14 protein-coding genes are annotated in these 20464 nt (G+C 52.3%); 11 read left to right on the forward strand and 3 right to left on the reverse strand.

Translation table 11 applies throughout. The annotated features are described in order from the left end of the window. Window positions 1–162: 162 nt before the first annotated feature. The 3 genes from IE090_RS05440 to fliD all read left to right on the forward strand — a co-directional run bounded on the left by IE090_RS05440 (window position 163) and on the right by fliD (window position 8297). Window positions 163–3771 (forward strand): flagellin N-terminal helical domain-containing protein, encoded by a 3609-nt coding sequence (locus IE090_RS05440; RefSeq protein WP_189387330.1) that lies wholly within the window; start codon window positions 163–165, stop codon window positions 3769–3771. Window positions 3772–3836: 65 nt separating this feature from the next. Beyond that, the gene (locus IE090_RS05445) at window positions 3837–4220 is read left to right on the forward strand and encodes a flagellar protein FlaG (RefSeq protein ID WP_189387331.1); all 384 of its coding nucleotides are present in this window, start codon (window positions 3837–3839) and stop codon (window positions 4218–4220) included. Between the two features lie 126 nt (window positions 4221–4346). Then, window positions 4347–8297, forward strand: coding sequence for a flagellar filament capping protein FliD (fliD, locus tag IE090_RS05450; RefSeq protein ID WP_189387332.1), 3951 nt, complete (start codon window positions 4347–4349; stop codon window positions 8295–8297). Window positions 8298–8586: 289 nt separating this feature from the next. Here fliD and IE090_RS05455 read toward each other — a convergent pair whose 3' ends face one another. Beyond that, window positions 8587–8781: a (2Fe-2S)-binding protein gene (locus IE090_RS05455; RefSeq protein ID WP_189387333.1), complete on the reverse strand. Its 195-nt coding sequence runs from the start codon at window positions 8779–8781 to the stop codon at window positions 8587–8589. A 226-nt stretch (window positions 8782–9007) separates the two neighbouring features. Between IE090_RS05455 and prfB the strand changes: the two genes are divergently transcribed. The 3 genes from prfB (at window position 9008) to ung (ending at window position 12461) form a co-directional block, all read left to right on the forward strand. Beyond that, window positions 9008–10148 (forward strand): peptide chain release factor 2 gene (prfB, locus tag IE090_RS05460; RefSeq protein ID WP_189387334.1). Its coding sequence is split into 2 segments (ribosomal slippage): window positions 9008–9124 and window positions 9126–10148, totalling 1140 coding nucleotides; the frame shifts between segments, so codons are not numbered across the junction. A gap of 40 nt (window positions 10149–10188) precedes the next feature. After that, window positions 10189–11718 carry a lysine--tRNA ligase gene (gene lysS, locus IE090_RS05465; RefSeq protein ID WP_189387335.1) on the forward strand — a complete coding sequence of 510 codons (1530 nt, stop codon included), beginning with the start codon at window positions 10189–10191 and terminating at the stop codon, window positions 11716–11718. Between the two features lie 65 nt (window positions 11719–11783). Beyond that, a complete protein-coding gene (ung, locus tag IE090_RS05470; RefSeq protein ID WP_373296407.1) occupies window positions 11784–12461 on the forward strand; it encodes a uracil-DNA glycosylase in 678 nt (225 codons plus the stop codon). 1 nt (window position 12462) lies between these two features. On the opposite strand, the gene IE090_RS05475 is transcribed toward ung, so the two are convergent. Next, complete coding sequence (locus IE090_RS05475; protein ID WP_189387337.1) at window positions 12463–14514, reverse strand: class I SAM-dependent methyltransferase; 2052 nt, start codon at window positions 14512–14514, stop codon at window positions 12463–12465. Then, window positions 14468–14758 carry a hypothetical protein gene (locus IE090_RS05480; RefSeq protein ID WP_189387338.1) on the reverse strand — a complete coding sequence of 97 codons (291 nt, stop codon included), beginning with the start codon at window positions 14756–14758 and terminating at the stop codon, window positions 14468–14470. Before IE090_RS05480 ends, IE090_RS05475 begins: the two co-directional genes overlap by 47 nt. Before the next feature lie 17 nt (window positions 14759–14775). Here IE090_RS05480 and fliS point away from each other — a divergent pair, with 17 nt between their 5' ends. From fliS to fliE, 5 genes are all read left to right on the forward strand, one after another. Beyond that, window positions 14776–15240, forward strand: coding sequence for a flagellar export chaperone FliS (gene fliS / locus IE090_RS05485; protein ID WP_189387339.1), 465 nt, complete (start codon window positions 14776–14778; stop codon window positions 15238–15240). Window positions 15241–15592: 352 nt separating this feature from the next. Continuing rightward, window positions 15593–17044: a sigma-54 dependent transcriptional regulator gene (locus IE090_RS05490; protein ID WP_189387340.1), complete on the forward strand. Its 1452-nt coding sequence runs from the start codon at window positions 15593–15595 to the stop codon at window positions 17042–17044. Between the two features lie 173 nt (window positions 17045–17217). Then, window positions 17218–18486 (forward strand): sensor histidine kinase, encoded by a 1269-nt coding sequence (locus IE090_RS05495; protein ID WP_229815489.1) that lies wholly within the window; start codon window positions 17218–17220, stop codon window positions 18484–18486. Between the two features lies 1 nt (window position 18487). Continuing rightward, complete coding sequence (locus IE090_RS05500; RefSeq protein ID WP_189387341.1) at window positions 18488–19843, forward strand: sigma-54-dependent transcriptional regulator; 1356 nt, start codon at window positions 18488–18490, stop codon at window positions 19841–19843. 168 nt (window positions 19844–20011) lie between these two features. Next, the gene (gene fliE / locus IE090_RS05505; protein WP_229815492.1) at window positions 20012–20464 is read left to right on the forward strand and encodes a flagellar hook-basal body complex protein FliE; all 453 of its coding nucleotides are present in this window, start codon (window positions 20012–20014) and stop codon (window positions 20462–20464) included.

The following is a 20464-nucleotide window of genomic DNA, read 5'->3' on the forward strand; positions in this document are numbered from 1 at the left end:
GTTCATACCGGTGGGCCGATGTCCCATCGTACAATTTTTTATCAACGCTCCCCTAAAGCATTTCTGAACACTGCCGCTAACCCTAATGACACAGTCAGGCGGAGCGCTGCCAAAACCATTCGCGATGGTGGTAGCTCCCTTAGAAGGTTAAGGAGACATACCATGCCTCAAATTATTAATACCAACATCGCGTCCATTAACGCTCAGCGTAACTTGGACAAATCTCAGTCTGCCAACCAGCAGGCGCTGCAACGCCTGTCGTCTGGTCTTCGCATTAACAGCGCCAAAGACGACGCTGCCGGTTTGGCAATTTCCACGCGTTTCACGTCTCAGATCAAAGGTCTGAACGTGGCGGTTCGTAACGCTGGTGATGGCATTGCGCTGGCACAAACCGCTGAAGGTGCCTTGGGTTCCATCAACGAAAACTTACAGCGTGTCCGCGAACTGGCCGTGCAATCTGCGAACGCAACCAACTCTGACGTTGACCGTGAAGCACTGCAAGCTGAGGTGGATCAGCTGGTGGCAGAGATTTCACGTACCGCTGACGAAACTGACTTTAACGGTCGTAAACTGCTGGACGGCTCTTTCTCAGCCACTTTCCAAATCGGTGCCAACGCCGGTCAAACAGTGGATGTCACCATCGCTGAGCTGACCGCCGACAAGCTCGGTTCGGCTCGTACCGCAGGTATCAGTGCCATTGGCAGTGACCAGGCGTTGGAAAACGGTGACTTAGTTATTAACGGCGTTGCTATTGCCGCCTCTAAAGCGGGCGACGACACTGCTTCTACCAGCAATGCGGCGGCATCGGCCATCGCTAAAGTTGCTGCCATTAATCAGTTCTCTGATCAAACCGGTGTGACCGCCTCGGTTGATAAAAACGTCGTATCTGGTTCAGAAATGGAGGCCATTGCTGGTACTACTACGCTCACTCTAAACGGTGTGGACATAGACCTGTCGACCACCAGCAGTACCGTGCAAACCCGTGCCGCCGTGGCTGAGGCAGTGAATGCAGTAGCCGATCAAACCGGCGTGCGTGCCATCAACACCAATACCGACTCTGGTGGTGTTCAGCTGGTGGCTGAGGACGGACGTAATGTCGAAATATCTTTCGGCAACTTTGGTGGTTCGCTCACCTCTGGCAACGTCGCCGACGCTACCGGCTTGGCCTTTAACGGCGCCGGCACTTATGAGGGTGGTTATACCCTGGTGGCCGATGGTGATGTAGGAACAATTGAAATCGCCGGTGGTAACGGTACAGGTAATGGCGACCTGGACAATTCAGGTCTGGTTGCAGGCACCTATGAGCGCGGTACGGCGACCACTGTATCGCGTGAAGAGAGCAGTAATCTCACTGCCACTACCGTTACTGGTGGTAGTTTATCGAATGCATTAGCGGATCAGAATGACAATGCCAGCTTGGTTACTGGTGGGTCGCTGGCAAATACAATTTATACTGCCGCTTCGGCTGCGACCACGGCAGGTGGTACTATTGGATCGCTGCAGAATCTTGCGGTGACGGTGGAGAGTGCCAGTGGCGGCACAACAGATACCATGCTGACTTTTGCCACAGGTACCGAGGTTTATCAGGCTGCGTCAGCTTTAAATGGTGTCGATGGTGTTAATGCGTTTGAGCGCATTCAGTTTACTATCACTGACTTTACGACAGCTACTGGTGGCGGTACGCTGTCGCTGGCTGGTCAGTCGATCGCTCTCACTGATGATGCGTTGGCAGATTACGACCAAGCGTCAGAGCGTAATCAGTACCTTACTAATGCTATCAATAACACCGATTTTGGTGCAGACATTACTGTAACAGCAGAGCTTAACTTTGATAAAAGCGCCATTTCAATCACCATCGATAACCGCTCCTCAGGAAATATTGAGGTCAACACATCGACGGGTGCAGGCTTAATTGCCTCTGCTGGTGGTGCTTACGCTATACCTTCAGGCTCTGTCACAGGTTCCGTTTTGGTAGGCCAGTTGGCCTTTACCACTTCTAGCGGTAGTAACAAAGTGTCGTTGGCCTTCACTGAGTCGACGGCTGGTGCTGCCTCTAGTGGCGAGCTCTATTCCGGTAAAACCTTTGTGGGTTCTGATGCTGGTAATACTGCCCTGAGTACTACAGGTACCAATGAAATCAACGTTGCCATTGAGGGCGTTTCGGTTGGCTCCTCTACGGTCAAGAGTGGTGCCACGGTGAGCGACATAGTGACACAGCTCAATTCAATCGACGCTGATATCAATGCCTTCGAAGAGATTTCTCTCACCTTTGATGCTACCAATCTTGAAGTGGGGGATACCTTATTCATCGGCACCGGTGCAGACGTGACTGCAGGCGGTGCTTCCGGGGTCGGTATAGCGGCCAGCGATGGCGATGCCGATGGCACGGTTGAGCTAAACGAGTTGGCGGACGCTATTAACGGAGCGGACTTCAGTGCTCAGAATATGGACGTATCGGCCAGCATGAACGCTGATGGCGAGCTGGTGCTGAATATACGCAACTACTCAGGTAGCCAAGTAGGTATTGCAGTCGACGGTGAAGGCCGCTCGCTGCAGCAGAAAACTACCGGTGATCTGGTGGGGTCGGTACAGCAGCAACTGTCTGGTGAGTTACGTTACTCATCTGAGACTGGCCGTGCGGTCTCCGTATCCATTGCCGATGCCGATGTCGGTGGCGAGCTGTACGCAGGTAACTCCAGCAGTACTGAGTTTGCCGGTGTGAACGGCCTGGATGACGGTGACATTCTGATCAATGGCGTGAGTATCGGCTCTGCCAAGATCGAAGCGGACAAAGCCTCTGCGGTGGAAGCATCTGATGGCACTAAGATTCTCTCCAGCTCGAAAGAGAAATCCGGCATTGCCATTGCTGCAGCCATCAACGATGTAGCCGATGAAACCGGTGTGCGTGCCACGGTGAATGCTACTGAGGTCGTAGGCGGTGACGGCACTAATGCCGATACCTCTGCCTTCGAAATTGGTGATTCCGCCGAGATTTATATCAATGGCTACTCAGCAGGTACTGTGACGCTGCAAGACGATGGTTCCGGCAACATTGATACCGACCGTGCCAAGGCCGATGCTCTGAGCATTATTAACTCAGTCTCTGGCCGTACCGGCACCACCGCCACAGATAACGGTGTGTCACTGACGCTGAATGCCGAAGATGGTCGTAACATCTCAGTGGCGATCAATGACGAGTCAGGATCCGACTCTTCCATTGGTGCGCTGTTCGGTTTGGATGCCGCAGTGGATGGTATCGGCGAGTCCACTTTTGGTGACGCCCGTGCCGCGACCAATACAGGTGTCAGTGCTGAGAGTCTGACCTATGAGACTACTTACAGCACCGTTCGCCTCGACTCTGCTGGCGAGTTCACCATCAGCTCTGGCTCTGCCGGTGCCGATGAACTGGATGCCTTGGGCTTATCGGAAGGCAGCTTCGGTGGCGCGGTTGACGGCACCTTCCTGACCGATATCGACATTTCGACCTTTGAAGGCGCACAAGCGGCGATTACTTCAATCGACAATGCGATTTCACAGGTGGCCAGTCAGCGGGCTGACTTGGGTGCGATTCAAAACCGTCTCGAGTCCACCGTGAGTAACCTGCAGGTCACATCAGAAAACTTGAACGCCGCAAACTCGCGGATTCAAGATGCTGACTTTGCGGCTGAAACCGCTGAGCTGTCACGTACCCAGGTACTGCAGCAGGCCGGTATTTCGGTACTGGCACAGGCCAATGCTGCTGGTCAGCAGGTCCTGTCTCTTCTGGGATAACAGCCAGCCTAAGGGGGAGGGCAGCCTCCCTCGGGTTGCTTAACTGATAACCAGAGAGGTGATGTATGAGCGATCTGAACTTGAACAGTTACGACAAAGGCGCTGTGTCACCTTCAGTCATCCGGGATACGACCGTCAGCAGTGGCATTCGTACCAGAGCCGAAGAAACCGGCAAAAGCGGCAAAACTTTACCGCCCGAGGGCGACAAAGTGGAAGCGCTGAGCAAGGAACAAGTGCAGGATGCCGTTTCCCGGATTAATGAATATGTGCAGCAATCGGAGCGTACACTAGACTTTCAGCTAGACGAGGACAGCGGCAAAACCATCATTCGGGTGTACGACTCACAGTCGTCGGAGCTGATTCGACAAATACCCAGTGAGTTGGCTTTGGAGCTGGCGCGAAAGTTGAATGATGAGGAGCCATCTTTGTTATTCAGCGCTCAGGTCTGATACGCGTAGCAACAGCAATGGGTTGTGCAAGCAACCCTCAAGCGAACCCCATGCAGGCCGATAACGCTTGTATGGGGTTTGTTCGTCTTGGCACGTCAGCTTAGCCGTGCTGCGAGGAGGTTAAACATGGCATCGATTCAATCATTAGGGCTTGGCTCAGGTGTTTTGACTACAGATTTGGTCGAACAAATCGTCAATGCTGAAAAAGAAGCGACCAGCTTGCGCCTCGACCGGCGTGAGGAGCTAGTCGATGCCAAAATCACGGCATATGGTGAAATCCAATCGATGATGTCAACGCTGCAAAGCAGTGTGCTGGCGTTATCGAGCCCATCGTTGGCTGGTGCGACCAAAACGACATCCTCCAATGAATCGCTGGTAACAGCGACATCGGGCATCACCGCGGCGCCTGGCAGTTATAATGTTGAAGTCATTAACACGGCTAAATCGCACTCCCTAGCGTCTTCGACATTTTCCAGCTTTGACGAAATTATTGGCACCGGTGAGTTAGTGTTTTCCTTTGGCGAAATCACTTATGACGGTAGCGACAATTTTGTCAGCCAAGAGATCAACGGCGATCGGCCGTCTAAAACCATTACCATTGATGAATCCAATCGCACTCTCAGCGGCGTACGCGATGCCATCAACAACGCCAATATGGGAGTGACCGCCAGTATTATTAATGATGGCAGTGGCTATCGCCTGTTGATGACCTCGCAGGAAACCGGCGCTGAAAATGGCATGCGTATTCAGGCACAAGACAGTGATGGCAACCTGCTGTCGGGTGGATTAGGAGCACTGGCGTACAGCGAGAGCCAAAACTCCGCGGGCAATATGTCGCTGACAGAAAAAGGCCAGGATGCGCAGCTACAAATTAACGGTCTTAATATCACTCGCAGCACCAATACCATTGACGAAGTCATCAGTGGTGTGACTCTGAATTTACAGGGCGCCGATGTGGGTAATACGGTCACGATTAGTGTATCGCCGGACACGGATTTGATGGCAGAAAACCTACAAAATTTTGTCACCTCTTATAACGAGCTGAAAAAGTTTGTTGATGATTTGTCTGGCTATGATGCCGACTTGCAGCAGGCTGGACTATTGCTAGGTGACTCGACCATGCGCAATATTCAGGACCAAATTCGCTCAATGATTAGCCAGCCGATCGAAGGATTAAATGGCACTAAATACCGGTCGCTGACCGAGCTGGGTATTAATACCGATCGTTTTAATGATTATTTGCTCGAATTTGATCAACTGCAATTTAATAAAGCCGTGCGTGAAGAACGTGAGTCTGTGATTGGCATTTTGGCGAAAAGTGGCACCTCCAGTGACAGCCAGATCACCTACATGAACGACTCCATTAATACCCAGCCAGGTGAGTATGACGTCAATATTACTCAGTTGGCCACTCAGGCTAAATATACGTCTGGCAGTTTGGCCTCATTGGATTTCTCTAGCCCTGTGGTCATTGATGACAGCAATAATACCTTTGGCATTAATGTGAATGGCACCAACGCCAGCATTGAGTTGACTCAAGGCTCATATGCATCAGGTGATGAGCTGGCGGCTCAATTAGCGTTGCAAATCAACTCCAATGAAACATTGCTGCAAGCCGCCGCTAACGTGACGGTGGAATACAACGCCAGTGAGCAAAATTTTAGCATTACATCCAATAAATATGGCTCAAGCTCACAGGTCTATATCACGGCGACGGATGTGAACACGGCTAATACGTTAGGCTTTAGCTTGCGGGGGCAGGGTACCTACCAGGGTGTTGAACTCACCACGTTAAATGCGGAAGCCTTCAGCGGTCGTGGTGCCATTACTCAAATTGGCAGTCGGGTTGTGGCGGCAGATGATGGCATCGACTTTAGTGCCAATAACGCCAGCTTTTCTTTAGCCGTCGATGGTAATCCGGCTGTGGCGGTAACCGTCACCCAAGATGCCAGCGGCCAAGACTTAAACAACGACGGTGTGTTTGGTGATCGCAAAGACAGCTTGCAAGCGATTCAAACCGCGATCGATGCCACCTCACTGAATGGTCAGGTGGTGGCTAAGTTTAATGATGAAGGCTACCTACAGTTTGAAACCGTGGCCGAGGGCAGTGCCCGCAGCATTGAAATTACCGCCGTCGGTGGCACGGCCAGCGATGAAAAACTCGGCCTAGATGCAACGCAAGGTGCCCAAACCAACGGTAAAGACCCTGGCGTGACCTTTGGCGATGCGGTGGAGTTTAACGTGCAAGTGGACGGCATTGGCACCAGCACTAAGGTGGCGCTGCCAGCGGGCACCTATGCCACGGGCAATGATCTAGCCACCGCTTTGCAAACAGCCATTCAAACCCGCATGGATACCGATCCAAATTTTGCTGGCGTGGTGAGCGGTGCCGAAACGGCGGCCGGCAGTCGGGATATCAGCACCAATATCGATTTTGCCAGCAGTAATGCCGGCTTTCGCTTGAATGTTTCGGGTGTTGAGCGCGATGTGCTGGTCAATACCGACTCGGGCGATAACGTTGCTGACATTCAAGCGGCACTGGACGCTGCCTATGGCGCTGGTGTGGTAACGGCTTCTATGGATGGTTCGGGCCTGAAACTGACCACAGTGGCAACAGGCACCGATGAATACATCGAAGTGCTCAATGATGGTAAAGGCGCTACCTCCAGTGTTTTTGGCGATATCTCCAGCGGCTACGACTTTAGCGCGGCGGGGCAAAATGCGACCTTTACTTTGGAGGTCGACGGCGTTGATATTGATGTTGATGTTAATGGCAATGGCACGGTGGGCAGTGGCAATGCCGAGTCTAACCTCACGGTTATTCAACAGGCATTGGACTCGGCGCTTACTGCGACTGGGCAGTTTGCCGCTGGTGATGTGGTCGCCAAGGTGGATGGTTCCGGTCAGTTGTTTTTTGAAACTCAGTCTAAAGATGGGGTAAAAACCGCGGCCACCTTTGGTGCCAACGCCAGTTTGGAGATTAAAAACCTCGGCGGCACAGCGGTATCGGCCCTCGGTCTTAGTGCTGAAACGGTCAGCAATGGCTACGACGCACTGGGGATGGCCTCTGGTAAGAGTTTTGGCTACGACCTAGATGTCGAAGTCGGCTACGACTACGACGCTGACAGCGATTTGGGCTCACTCAATATTGCCATCGGTGGGCAAGGCACAGAGATCGGCTTCACCGATCTGGATGCTGAGGCAGTGGCCTTTTTGGGCCTGCAAGATGCCAGTGTTTACAGCCAGCCGATTCCCACCGGCAAGGACGTAGCGGGCACCATCAACGGCGTGGAAGCCTCTGGGAATGGCCAGTTTTTACGTGCGCAAGACGGCAATGTTAAAGCCAAACCAGGCTTTTACCTTGGCAGTGCCGTCGATTTTTCTACCCCGCTAGTGGTCGACAGTAGCAACAATACCTTTAGCGTCAGTATCGATGGCGTGGAAGCCGAGGTAACACTCAATCAACCAGCGGTTTACAACAGTGGTGCCACCTTGGCGCAAGCATTGCAAACGGCCATTAATGATACGGCGGCGTTTAAGCAAGCAGACGTATCGGTAAAAGTCGAGTACACAGATGATCCAGCCTCTTTTGCGCATCAGAAATTTGGCATTATCTCCAACTCGACGGGGGCAGATTCGAAAGTAGAAATCACAGAAGTTTCTAACGAGGCAGCCAATGCATTTGGCTTCGTCAAAGGCATCGGTGATGGCGAAGTCGGTACTGATCGTCAGGGTGAAATAGATGCGGCGTCTGGTATTCGTCTGAAGGTGACGGGTGGTGATATCGGCGATCGCGGCAGCGTTTCTTATGTATCGGGTTTTGCTGATCAGTTAAAAGACACGCTGAGCGCCTTTTTGAATGGGGAGAACAGCCTATTAGGCGTGCGCCAGCGTGGCCTAGAGCAAGACAAGGAAGATATCGCCACCGACCGCAGTGATCTGGATAGCCGTATCTCTGCCATGGAAGCCAGGCTGAAGTCACAGTTTCTGTATAACGACTCCATCATTCAAAAGCTCAATACCACGCAAGACTTTATTAAGCAGCAGTTTGATGTACTGAATGCCGGAAGAGAATAAGGCTTATCTGACTAATTTTGCACAGCTCTGCGCGAGTGCGGCAGGCGTTCAAAACAAGGTGGTGATGGCAGTATATGGCTAGCCTTTTTCAACATCGCCAACGACGTTATATAGGCCTGCTACCTGTGCCCTGCTGGGGGCGTTAGAGAACGCCAACTATGGAGTGAGCACCGAATTACTCGGAGGCGCTTAAAGGAAACGCTAAGATCGAGGCTAAAAAGGGAGCGATGCGGCTCCCTTTATTGAATCTGGAACAATGAAACTGAAAATGTGAAACACATTAGCCGTGTTAACTGGCAGCGGCAAACTCACAAACGGGCAGGGATTCTGTGCGTTCACGAATCAATTGTTTAGCAACTTGGCCGCAGCAACCACAGTCGGTGGCAACTCCAAGCGACTGACGAACCTGGGCATAGCTATGGCCTTGGTCGACGGCGTCTTCAATTTGCTGTTGGGTCACGGCTTTGCAAAGGCAAACATACATGGCGCAGCACTCATTCGATGGCTTCCGCAGGTGCGGAATGGCAATTACACACGACTGATAACTGCATACTAGTGTTAATGCGAAAGATTTGCAATAAGTTTTGCGAGTTTTTTGGCGGCCATCTACCTCCCCATCAACTGAGGGGGCCGTCATCAACTGGGGTGACTGTCGCATCCGGCGCCGCAGTTGGGTAAAATGCCCGCCTTTCTCTGTGTTACCCGGGTGTATGCCATTCAACGGGCGCGGCCGGCCAACCATTAAAGGTGTTACCTTGGAAATCAATCCGATCCTAGAAACCATCAAAGACCTGAAAGCGCGCACCGACGTGCTTAGGGGGTATCTTTGACTACGCTACCAAACTTGAGCGCCTAGAAGAGGTAGAGCAAGAGCTGGCTCAGCCGGATGTTTGGAACGAGCCAGAGCGGGCGCAGGAGTTGGGGCGTGAGCGCTCACAGTTAGAGGCTGTGGTAAAGACCATTCAAAACTTGGATGGCGGTCTGTCAGATGCCCGTGACTTGCTGGATATGGCGGTTGAGGAAGACGACGAAGACTCAGTCGCCGATGTGGAGGCGGAGCTGGCAGCGTTGACGTCAGAGTTGGAAACGCTGGAGTTTCGCCGCATGTTCTCCGGTGAGCTGGATGCCAATAACGCCTATCTGGAGATCCAGTCCGGCTCGGGCGGTACCGAGGCTCAGGACTGGGCCAATATGATGTTGCGCATGTACTTGCGTTGGATCGAGAACCATGGCTTTAAAGGCGAGCTGATGGAAGTCTCTGAAGGCGAAGTGGCCGGTATTAAAGGCGCGACGATTCGCATCGAAGGTGAATATGCCTATGGTTGGTTGCGCACTGAAACCGGTGTTCATCGCTTGGTGCGTAAAAGCCCATTCGACTCAGGCAATCGCCGCCATACTTCGTTTGCCTCGGTGTTTGTCTCGCCTGAAGTCGATGACAATATCGAAATTGACATCAATCCGGCGGATTTGCGCATCGATGTATACCGCGCCTCTGGTGCCGGTGGTCAGCACGTTAACCGCACGGAATCAGCGGTACGTATTACCCACGAGCCTTCTGGCATCGTCACCCAGTGTCAGAACGACCGCTCGCAGCACAAGAACAAAGATCAGGCAATGAAGCAGTTGAAAGCCAAGTTGTATGAGCTGGAGCTGCAAAAACGCAACGCCGAAGCGCAAGCGCTGGAAGACACCAAATCGGATATTGGTTGGGGCAGTCAGATTCGTTCTTACGTACTGGATGACGCGCGCATTAAAGACCTGCGTACGGGTGTTGAAAATCGTAATACCCAAGCGGTACTGGATGGCGATTTAGACCCCTTTATTGAAGCCAGCCTGAAAAAAGGCCTCTGAAAACGTATTTCTGCGGATGAACCGCACTTAAGGCAGACCCATGACAGACACGACTCAAACTGAGCAAATTCAGGAACAAAATAAGCTGATCGCTGAGCGCCGTGCCAAGTTGGCCCAGTTGCGCCAGGGCTGTAATGCCAATGGCCACCCTAACGACTTTCGTCGTGAGCATTTATCCGCCGAGTTAAAAAATAAACACGGAGACAAAGATAAAGACACGCTGGCGGCAGAAGGAATTCGTGTCTCTGTCGCCGGCCGCGTTATGCGTCGTGGTGGCCCCTTTGTTGGTATTCAGGACGCCACCGGTGCCATTCAATTCTACATGGCCAAGCCATTGCAAAAAGAAAGCGAAGCTTGGCAGCTGCTTGATATCGGCGACATCGTCGGCGGCACCGGCACCTTGCAAAAATCTGGTAAGGGCGAGCTGTACGTTGCCATCGAAGAAATCAGCGATTTTCGTATCCTGACCAAGTCATTGCGCCCATTGCCGGATAAGTTCCACGGTCTGGCGGATCAGGAGCTCAAGTACCGTCAACGCTATGTTGATTTGATCATCAACGAAGACACCCGTCGAACTTTTATGGTGCGCTCGAAAATCATTGAAAGCATGCGCTTTTATTTGTCACAGCGCGGCTACATTGAAGTAGAAACGCCGATGCTACAGACCATTCCTGGCGGCGCAACGGCCAAACCGTTTGAGACCCATCACAATGCCCTCGGCATTGATATGTTTTTGCGCATCGCGCCAGAATTGTATTTGAAGCGTTTGGTGGTGGGCGGTTTCGATAAGGTGTTCGAAATCAACCGTAACTTCCGCAACGAAGGTCTGAGTACGCGTCACAACCCAGAGTTCACCATGATTGAGTTCTATCAGGCGTACGCAACTTACCATGACCTGATGGACCTGACCGAAGACATGCTGCGCTCCATTGCCGAAAATGTCTTGGGTACCACAACGCTGGTTTATGGTGATTCAGAGTACGACTTCAGTCAGCCGTTCCAGCGCATGACCATGGTGGAAGCGGTATTGAAGTACAACCCAGACTTTGATCCAGCAGTCTTTGCCGATCCGGAAAACAATCTGGAGCAATTAAAAGCGTACGCCAAGCAAGTCGGCGTGAAAGAATCCGAGGCACAAAAAGCTTGGGGTGCTGGTAAATATGTGACAGAAATTTTCGAGGAAACGGCTGAACATGAGCTAGATCAGCCGACGTTTATCACTGAATATCCATGGGAAGTGTCGCCGCTGGCACGCCGTAACGATGCCAATGCATTTGTTACCGATCGCTTTGAGTTTTTTGTGGGTGGACGCGAGCTGGCGAATGGTTTTTCGGAATTAAATGACGCCGAAGATCAAGCAGCACGCTTTCGCAAGCAAGTAGAAGAAAAAGATGCAGGCGACGATGAAGCCATGCACTTTGATGAAGACTATGTACGTGCGCTTGAGTTTGGCTTGCCGCCAACGGCGGGCCAAGGCATCGGTATCGACCGTCTAGTGATGTTGTTTACTAACAGTCATACCATTAAAGATGTCATTCTGTTCCCGCATATGAAGCCGGAAGCGGAATAAACCTGTCAGATTGAGGTTTAAGGTGGGCAATGCCCACCTTTTTTATGGGTAAAAGATTTATGCAAATGACAAAAGCCGGAGCCTTGCATCCATCCTGGCAACAGGTAGTAGGTGAAGAGCTGCAACAACCCTATATGCAGCAGCTGCGCGACTTTTTGAAAACAGAAAAAGCAGCGGGCAAAGCCATTTTCCCACCCGGGCCGCAGATATTTAATGCCTTTAATCACACACCGTTTGAGCAGGTAAAAGTAGTGATTATTGGTCAGGATCCATACCATGGCCCTGGCCAAGCGCATGGTTTGAGTTTTTCAGTGCAACCTGGCATCGCACTGCCGCCATCGCTTAAAAATATCTTCAAAGAATTACAACAGGATTTAGGCATCGCCTTATCTGGCAGTGGCGATTTAACGCCTTGGGCTGACCAAGGCGTGCTGTTGCTCAATGCCACACTCACAGTAGAGCAGGCGAAAGCCGGTTCGCATCAGGGCAAAGGCTGGGAGCGCTTTACCGACGCTGCAATTCAAGCATTAAATGAGCAGCGCCAAGGGTTGGTGTTCGTATTGTGGGGCAGTTATGCGCAAAAAAAAGGCGCGGTGATTGATACTCAGCGTCATTTGGTGCTGAAGTCTGTGCACCCTTCGCCTTTATCTGCTCATCGCGGTTTTTTTGGTAACCGCCCATTTTCGCGCATCAATGACTATTTGCAGCAGCAAGGCTTAGCGCCGATTAACTGGCAGCTATGAGTTACATACCAGCGAGTGTTGGTTGTGCCGGTTTGTGCAAATAGAACTGGTACATGCCGGCAAACAGTTGTGGCTGTTGCTGCTCCAGTTGTTGCCATTGGCTTAGCGTCAGCTGATGGGCATGACAACCAAAGTGGCGTTGTGCCAGAGACTCGGCGCTGGGGGGCGGGATTAAACCGACCCACTCCAACTGCGTTTGCTCCGCCAGTTGCAGCAGTTGCGACAAATCGAAGACCAGCTCTTGGGTGTGAAACAATAGATCTCGACAGGCGCTCAAGCTATAAAAATCTGGTGACTGAATTAGGCTGTGCCAGTCGCCTTCAATGGCTTGTTGCAACAGCGCCTCGCGAACTAGGCGAATGTCTTGATTGTTTTGTGGACGTTGCTCGGCCAAGTGTTGTCGTAATTGTGTGACGGCTCGCCTGGCTGTGCGGCTGTAAAGTGCAACCTTGATAAAACCATTGGGACGCAATTGCTGCGCGAGCGCCTTTAGCCCCATTTCTGGCTGCTGCATATGGTGCAGCACGCCAGAACACTCAATTAGATCAAACTGCTGACCCAAACGCTCTACTGCGAGCAAATCTCCCTGCACAAAATCAATGTGACGTTCGCCGTAATGCTCAGCTTGACGTTTGGCATAGGCCAAGGCGCTGTGGCTGATATCGAGGGCCGTGACCTGCATCTGATAAAAATAATGCGCCAGCCGAATGGCATGGCGGCCGGTGCCGCATCCGGCTACCAGCGCCTGAATAGGCCCAGGGCGTTGATTTAAGCCTGCCAGCTGACTCGGAAAGGTGGCTTCCAGTGCGCTCCAGTAATGGCTGGGCTGGTTATAGCCAATATCACGCCAGCGTGGGTAAGGGTGCTGATCGTATTGAGCTTTGACCGCTGCGGTGGTGCGATCGCTCAGCATGCCAATGGAAGGTAGCTGCGCGGCGATGCGCGTCAACTGCAGAGGTTCTTCTACTTGCTGTTGCCAATGTTGTTGAAGCCAGTGAGGCCAGTGCTGGAGTTGACGTTGCTGCAAGGTGGCGAAATGTTGACACTGACTGGCGGGACGATACATCCACTGCAGTATCAGCACTGGGTACAGGTCGGGCCCCTCCAGCGCATCGCTGGCGAGCATGCGCTGACTCAGTTGATCAAGCTGTTGCAGGAGTTGCTCTTCGCTGTCACTGATATAGCTCACGCCTTCATTCAGCCAGCACTGGTGTGCCAGAGCGCTGACCAATGGCAGCATTGGCTCGGCAATGGCAAGTGAGCGGCTGCTACTAAACAGCAGCGTTTGGCGCAGTGTCACGAACAAGCGCTCAAACACGGGGTCGGTGAAATAGAAACACTCTAAGCAGCGCAACAGCAAAGGATCATTGGCGATGTTATCCAGTGCTAGCGGGCAACCGGCTTCAGACAACTTAAGTTTGTGGCGCAGTAGGGAGGTCGCCAGTGGCCGCAGCTGGCTGTAATCAACGTCATTGAAGTCGAGAAAGCGCAGTAGATCTTGCTCCATTTCCTCGGCGTAAAAGTCAGCCACAATGTGTGCGGCGGCATCAAATAGCTGGCTACGCAACGTACGACTGGGGTGGCCGGTGCGTGCCAACTCGCGAAACTGCTGAAATGCTGCCACATACTCGCCTTTGAGCAGTTTGACGTGGGCCAGATAATGCGCGGCTTTGGTGGCGGAGCGGGAGATTTTGGCGGCTTGTTCAAAATACTGCTCGGCGGCGTCGAGATCCCCTGCGGTTAGCTCCACATGACCGGCGCTATAGAGCAGGCTGACACTGTCAGGTTTAACGGCTAAGCCTTGGGTGACCCACTGCCGTGCTTGGTGCAATCTCGAGCGCCGCAGCTCAATGCGACACAGTAGGTTAATGCCTGGGATGTAATCTGGCCGTGCGCTGTTGGCTTGGCGGGCTAAATAGGCAGCTTCTTGCAGCAACGCTCGGTCATTGCGTGGGTGTGCATCACTGTAGAGCTTGCTGGCCAGCTCATACAGGTGGCGGTGTTGCTCAGGGCTGAGTGCCTGATCGATCAAATGTAAGTTTGCCGTCGCCATAGTGCCGGGCCTCTGCCACCAGAATAGAATTCACAGAGTGTGCTAAGCAGCCTTTGTGCCAGTTTTTAAGTTGTTGATTTATATGGCTTTTGGCTGGATTTTGAAGTGTTTTCGGCAAGGCCATGCCGCCGTTTGCCGCTGCTGGCGGCGAAGCCTTGTGGTAGTTTTTTGCTACTGTGATAGCTCCATCCCTAAAGTCTGCTTTACGCAGGCCGATATCATCAGCACAGGCGACAATATGCATGTGCAGGAGACATTGGTATGTATCACTCAGGTGCCCGGCAGTATCAGCAAGTTAACAGCTCCTCCGAGGCGCTGGATGCGGACCCGCATCGTTTAATTCAATTATTGATGGAAGCGGCGCTCACACGCATGGCGCAAGCTAAGGGGGCGATAGAACGCAACGAGATGGATACGAAGGCCAACTTACTGGGCCGAGTGATGGAAATCATTCAAACCCTGCAGTCGAGCCTAGATCACTCGCAAGGCGGGGAAATCTCCTCCAATTTAGAGCGCCTTTACGATTATATGAATCGTCGCTTGTTGCAGGCTACAGCGCACAACGATCTAGATATGATCGATGAAGTTATGGGGCTGCTGCTGGAAGTTAAGCAAGGCTGGGATGGCATACGTCAGGAATACCTGCAATCCGTCGGCTTGAACCAACCAAGTTCCGCCTCAGATACGGAATCTCCGCGCGATGCAGGGCACAGTTTTTCTGTGTAGTTCAGATTAAAAGATAAAATTGAACGCCTGTTAATTAACAGTTTTTTCTGATTTCTCTGCGGCGCTGGCCTTAGCCTTCAGCGCTGCATTCCTTGATATTTAGCCTTTATAAAATCAGCTATGTTTCTGATTTTTCACTATTTTATTTTTGAAAAAACCCCATTTCCTTGACGAAGGTCGCTTGTTTTATGGCGACATCTTCAGTAAAACTGACGTAAATTCAGCCCTTTCGAGACAAAAAATCTCAGCGTCATTTGTTTGACCGGTGCTGGGCTGGGTACTTAAATTCAGTTAGGCAAGTCAAAACAATGACGCACTTGGCGTCGCTAGCGGCTCAGCAAAGGCATTTGGCATGTGGAGAGACATTAGAGTGCTGTTGATCGATGATGATCAGCAGCGGCGGCATGATTTGAAGGTCGTTCTCGACTTTTTGGGTGAAGAGAGCATCGCGGTCAGTGCGGCTGAGTGGCGTGAGGCCGCTAGCGATCAAATCGAAGACAGCAGTAAGGTAAATGCCGTTATGTTGGGCTATTGCTCAGATCCGGCAGCGTTGGTGAAGGAGTTGTTGGAGTGGGACAAGGGCATTCCTTTGTTGGCCTTGGAAGACTCGCCTGTAGGGCCTGATGCTTCTGACGCGATGCGCCATGCCATTGTTGCTACCGTCGATATGCCGCCGAGCTATAGCCAGTTGCTAGATAGCTTGCACCGCTGCCAAGTATATCGTGAGCAATACAGTCACAGCCGTAACCGTGGTGAGCGCCGCGAGGTACAGCTGTTTCGCAGCTTGGTCGGCACCAGCCGGCAGGTTCAGCACGTGCGTGAGTTGATCATGCAAGTGGCCGATAAAGATGTCAGTGTGATGATTCAGGGAGAATCTGGTACTGGCAAAGAGGTCGTCGCACGCAATCTACACTACCACTCTTATCGTCGTAACAAACCTTTTGTGCCCGTGAACTGTGGTGCTATTCCGGCTGAGCTCCTAGAAAGTGAGCTGTTTGGCCATGAAAAAGGGGCCTTTACCGGCGCGATTAGTAGTCGGCCGGGGCGTTTTGAGTTGGCCGAAGGCGGTACGTTATTCCTAGACGAAATTGGCGATATGCCGCTCAATATGCAGGTGAAAATTCTACGTGTGCTGCAAGAGCACACGTTTGAGCGGGTTGGTAGCAATAAAACCATGAAAGCTGACGTGCGCATTATTGCGGCCACGCACAAAAATTTAGAAAGCATGATTGCAGACGGCTCGTTCCGCGAAGACCTCTACTACCGCCTCAATGTTTTTCCCATAGAAATGCCATCCTTGCGTGAGCGCATCGAAGATTTGCCGCTGCTGCTCAATGAGCTGATTTCACGTATGGAAAACGAAAAGCGCGGTTCCATTCGATTCAACTCCGCCGCGATCATGTCGCTATGCCGACATGAGTGGCACGGCAATGTGCGTGAGCTGGCAAACTTAGTCGAGCGCTTGGCGATTTTGCATCCTTACGGTGTGGTTGGCGTTGGCGAGCTGCCGAAAAAATTCCGTCATTTGGACGAAGACGAAGATGGTTTGCCCTCTCCCGTTGCTGATGTTACTCAGCAGGAGGCTGGTTTAGCCGGCGTCGACTCGCCTGCTTTGTTGCCAGTGAATGGATTAGACTTGCGCGAGTACCTGCAGGATTTGGAGTGTTCTTTAATTCAACAAGCGCTTGATGATGCCAATGGCGTAGTCGCTCGCGCGGCTGAAAAGCTAAATATACGTCGCACCACCTTGGTGGAGAAAATGCGCAAGTACAATTTGTCGCGCAAAGAAAAAGACCCCGCTTAGTGTCAGCCCCTGCCAGTGCAATATCAGCGCCTACCACTCGACACCGGCATATGCCGGTGTTTTTTTCTGACGCTTTTTTATCTTATTGACGATGTAAATACGGCACGCAACTTGCTCAAGCCCTAGTAACTGAACTTTGATGCCAGAAAATCGGCATAGTTGACGAGGTGATTATGAGCAACCTTGCTGTACGCCATACAAATGACGCTGAATCAGATTCTCAGCCGTGGGATCTACCGGCGGGTACGGCTCCGATGGAGCCAGCGGACCTGAAGAGAGCCTTCAACTTGTTTACCGAAATGTCGCAGCAGCTGACGGACTCCTACACCCAGCTAGAAAATCGGGTGCAACAGCTGAGTGGTGAGTTGGCGACGGTATCGGCGCAGCGCATGCACGAGCTGGCAGAAAAAGAGCGCCTCGCCGATCGCTTGGAAAGCCTGCTGCAGCTGATGCCAGCCGGTGTCTTGTTGCTGGATGAAAATGGCTACGTTAGCCAAGCGAACCCCGCCGCTGAAGAGTTTTTGCTCGCCGCCGCTGGTAGCAGCAGCCTAGTTGGGCAACGCTGGCGCAGCCTGATCCAAAAATGCTTTAAGCCTCGCCTAGACGATGGCCATGAAATCTCCTTGGTCGATGGCCGGAGGGTGCAGCTGCAAACCGCCGCCATGGTCAACGAACGTGGCCAACTCATTTTGCTGACGGATATGACGCAAACGCGTGAGCTACAAGCCCGTCTGAGCCAGCATCAGCGCTTATCATCAATGGGGAAAATGGTGGCATCGCTGGCTCATCAAATACGCACGCCTCTGTCAGCGGCCACCTTGTATGCCGGTCATTTATCGAGTTCTGAACTGACCCGTGAACAACGCCAGCGCTTTGCCGGCAAGTTGCAAGAGCGGCTACAGCACTTGGAAAGCCAGGTGCGAGATATGTTGATTTTTGCTCGTGGTGAGGCGCCACTGAATGACGAGCTGACCTTGGCTGAGCTGCAGCAGCAGTTATTGAATGCGATGGAAGTACCGCTCAAACAGCACCAAGTGGACTTGTCTACCCAGCTTCCTGTGCCGCAGCATCGTTTGCGTTGCAACCGTGATGCGCTGGTCAGTTGCCTGATGAACTTAGTCAACAATGCTCTAGAGGCAAGCGAAGGTAAGTGCCAACTTACTTTAAGTTTAGCGCCTAGCCATAGTGGCGGTGTTTATATTCACTTGACCGATAACGGCCCTGGTATCAGCGAGGCACTGTTGGCGCGGGTGTCAGAGCCGTTTGTGACCACCAAGAGCAATGGCACTGGGCTCGGCTTGGCGGTGGTGCAAGCCGTGGTACGAGCCCATCGCGGTGAGTTTTTACTGACTAATCGCCCGAGCGGCCCAGGTGCCATTGCCACCATTGTTTTGCCCGCTTTGATTCAACCTGCCGCCGGCGCACCAGCAACAGGAGTCTGATATGAAAGTTCTGGTCGTAGAAGATGATTTAAGTTTGCGCGAAGCCGTGGTGGACTCGCTGGAGTTGGCCGGTTATGAGGTCAGTGAGGCCGCCAATGGTGCTGATGGTCTGGCGCAGTTGCGGCGTCAGTCACCTGACTTGGTCTTGTCTGACATTAATATGCCAGAAATGGACGGCCTGCAATTATTGGACGCGGTTAAGCAAGAACGGCCCTGGCTGCCCTTTGTCTTAATGACCGCTTATGGCGATGTCGGCCAAGCGGTCAGTGCCATGCAGCGCGGTGCCCATGACTATTTGATGAAGCCGTTTGAACTGAATGAGCTGCACACCATGTTGCAACCTTTTAGTGGTCAGCAAGCGGAGGATGACTCACAACCCGTGTGTGAAGACCCTGCATCGATGCAGCTATTTCAGATGGCCAAACGCGTGGCTGAAACCGACTCAACGGTATTAATCAGTGGTGAGAGCGGCACTGGTAAAGAGGTGCTGGCACGTTACATTCACCAGCAATCCGGCCGGCGCAAAGGACCATTCATTGCCATTAACTGCGCCGCGATTCCAGAAAATATGCTCGAAGCCATGTTATTCGGCTATGAAAAGGGTGCCTTCACCGGTGCTTATCAATCCATGCCTGGCAAGTTTGAACAAGCCGACGGCGGCACCTTATTGTTGGATGAAATCACCGAGATGGACCTCGGGCTGCAAGCCAAGCTACTGCGCGTGCTGCAAGAGCGTCAGGTTGAGCGTCTTGGGGGCAAAAAAACCATTGATCTGGATGTGCGTATTGTCGCAACCACCAACCGTGAGCTGGCGGAGTACGTGGCGGATGGTAATTTTCGTGAAGATTTATATTACCGGCTGAGCGTCTTTCCACTGCACTGGCTGCCACTGCGCGAGCGGTGTGGTGACATTGCGCCACTGACTCGACGCCTGCTGGCCCATCATGCCGCCAAAATGAAACGGCCAACGCCGGTATTGCTGGCATCAGCCGAGCGCAAGTTGCTCAGCCATAGTTGGCCAGGCAACGTCCGCGAGCTGGACAATACGGTACAGCGGGCGTTGATTTTGCAATCTGGGCCGCAAATCAGCGATACGGACCTACTGCTCACTCCTGTGCCTAAGCATCGCCAGTTGGTTGCAGATGACGAACCGACGACAGCCATGCCGCTGGATGAAGGTGAGCTGGGCAGTGATTTGCGCAATCGCGAAGTCGAACTGATTGTCAAAGCGCTGCGTGAAGAGCCGTCACGCAAAGAGGCCGCAGACCGCCTCGGAATAAGCCCACGCACCCTGCGCTATAAGGTGGCGCGCTTACGCGATGAAGGCATTGACGTCGAGTCGATGTTAAGCGCGTAACCTGCTTTTTTCAGTTTGCAGTATGTTCGTAGCTAAAAAGCCGCCGTCATCTTGGCGGCTTTTTTGTGTCGGCAGAATTGGCAAGAGCTTTGCAATGACAGAAATATAGATACAAAAATTCCCTTAAAGCGTCAAAAAAGCGTACGCATGACGGTGAGGTAACTGCATATGGTCAATCGTGTCGATGTTAATAGCGTGCTGATGCAAATGCGTCAGGTTAAAGAGCAGTTGCGCGCCCAGCACGATCAGCAGGCAAGCCAAGCGGCGCCCACTGCGGAGCTGCGCAGTGATCGAATTGCCGGTGACAATCTTGCGCGTCAAGTTGAGCGGTTACAGCAACAGCAGCAGCAGGTGAATCCGGCTCAAGCCAGCCAGTCTGTGCAAGGCGACCCTGCGATACCAGATTTTCAAACCATGTTTTCAAACGCCGTCAATAATGTGGCTATGAAGCAAAAACAAGCCAGTGAACTGGCAACACGCTTTGAACAAGGCGACCCTAGCATTGATTTACCAGAAGTCATGATTGCTCGGCAAAAATCCAGTGTTTCTTTTCAAGCGATGACACAAGTACGTAACAAGTTAATCGAAGCGTACAAAGATGTAATGAATATGCCGGTTTAA

Source organism: Bacterioplanes sanyensis (assembly GCF_014652515.1).
In the GTDB taxonomy this organism is placed as follows: Bacteria; Pseudomonadota; Gammaproteobacteria; order Pseudomonadales; family Oceanobacteraceae; genus Bacterioplanes; species Bacterioplanes sanyensis.

Excerpts from the sequence above, each read along its gene's own strand:
- IE090_RS05440 (WP_189387330.1), top strand. The coding sequence starts at position 163 with ATGCCTCAAATTATTAATACCAACATCGCGTCCATTAACGCTCAGCGT.
- IE090_RS05445 (WP_189387331.1), top strand. The coding sequence starts at position 3,837 with ATGAGCGATCTGAACTTGAACAGTTACGACAAAGGCGCTGTGTCACCT.
- fliD (WP_189387332.1), top strand. The coding sequence starts at position 4,347 with ATGGCATCGATTCAATCATTAGGGCTTGGCTCAGGTGTTTTGACTACA.
- IE090_RS05455 (WP_189387333.1), bottom strand. The coding sequence starts at position 8,781 with ATGTATGTTTGCCTTTGCAAAGCCGTGACCCAACAGCAAATTGAAGAC.
- lysS (WP_189387335.1), top strand. The coding sequence starts at position 10,189 with ATGACAGACACGACTCAAACTGAGCAAATTCAGGAACAAAATAAGCTG.
- ung (WP_373296407.1), top strand. The coding sequence starts at position 11,784 with ATGACAAAAGCCGGAGCCTTGCATCCATCCTGGCAACAGGTAGTAGGT.
- IE090_RS05475 (WP_189387337.1), bottom strand. The coding sequence starts at position 14,514 with ATGGCGACGGCAAACTTACATTTGATCGATCAGGCACTCAGCCCTGAG.
- IE090_RS05480 (WP_189387338.1), bottom strand. The coding sequence starts at position 14,758 with ATGCATATTGTCGCCTGTGCTGATGATATCGGCCTGCGTAAAGCAGAC.
- fliS (WP_189387339.1), top strand. The coding sequence starts at position 14,776 with ATGTATCACTCAGGTGCCCGGCAGTATCAGCAAGTTAACAGCTCCTCC.
- IE090_RS05490 (WP_189387340.1), top strand. The coding sequence starts at position 15,593 with ATGTGGAGAGACATTAGAGTGCTGTTGATCGATGATGATCAGCAGCGG.
- IE090_RS05495 (WP_229815489.1), top strand. The coding sequence starts at position 17,218 with ATGAGCAACCTTGCTGTACGCCATACAAATGACGCTGAATCAGATTCT.
- IE090_RS05500 (WP_189387341.1), top strand. The coding sequence starts at position 18,488 with ATGAAAGTTCTGGTCGTAGAAGATGATTTAAGTTTGCGCGAAGCCGTG.
- fliE (WP_229815492.1), top strand. The coding sequence starts at position 20,012 with ATGGTCAATCGTGTCGATGTTAATAGCGTGCTGATGCAAATGCGTCAG.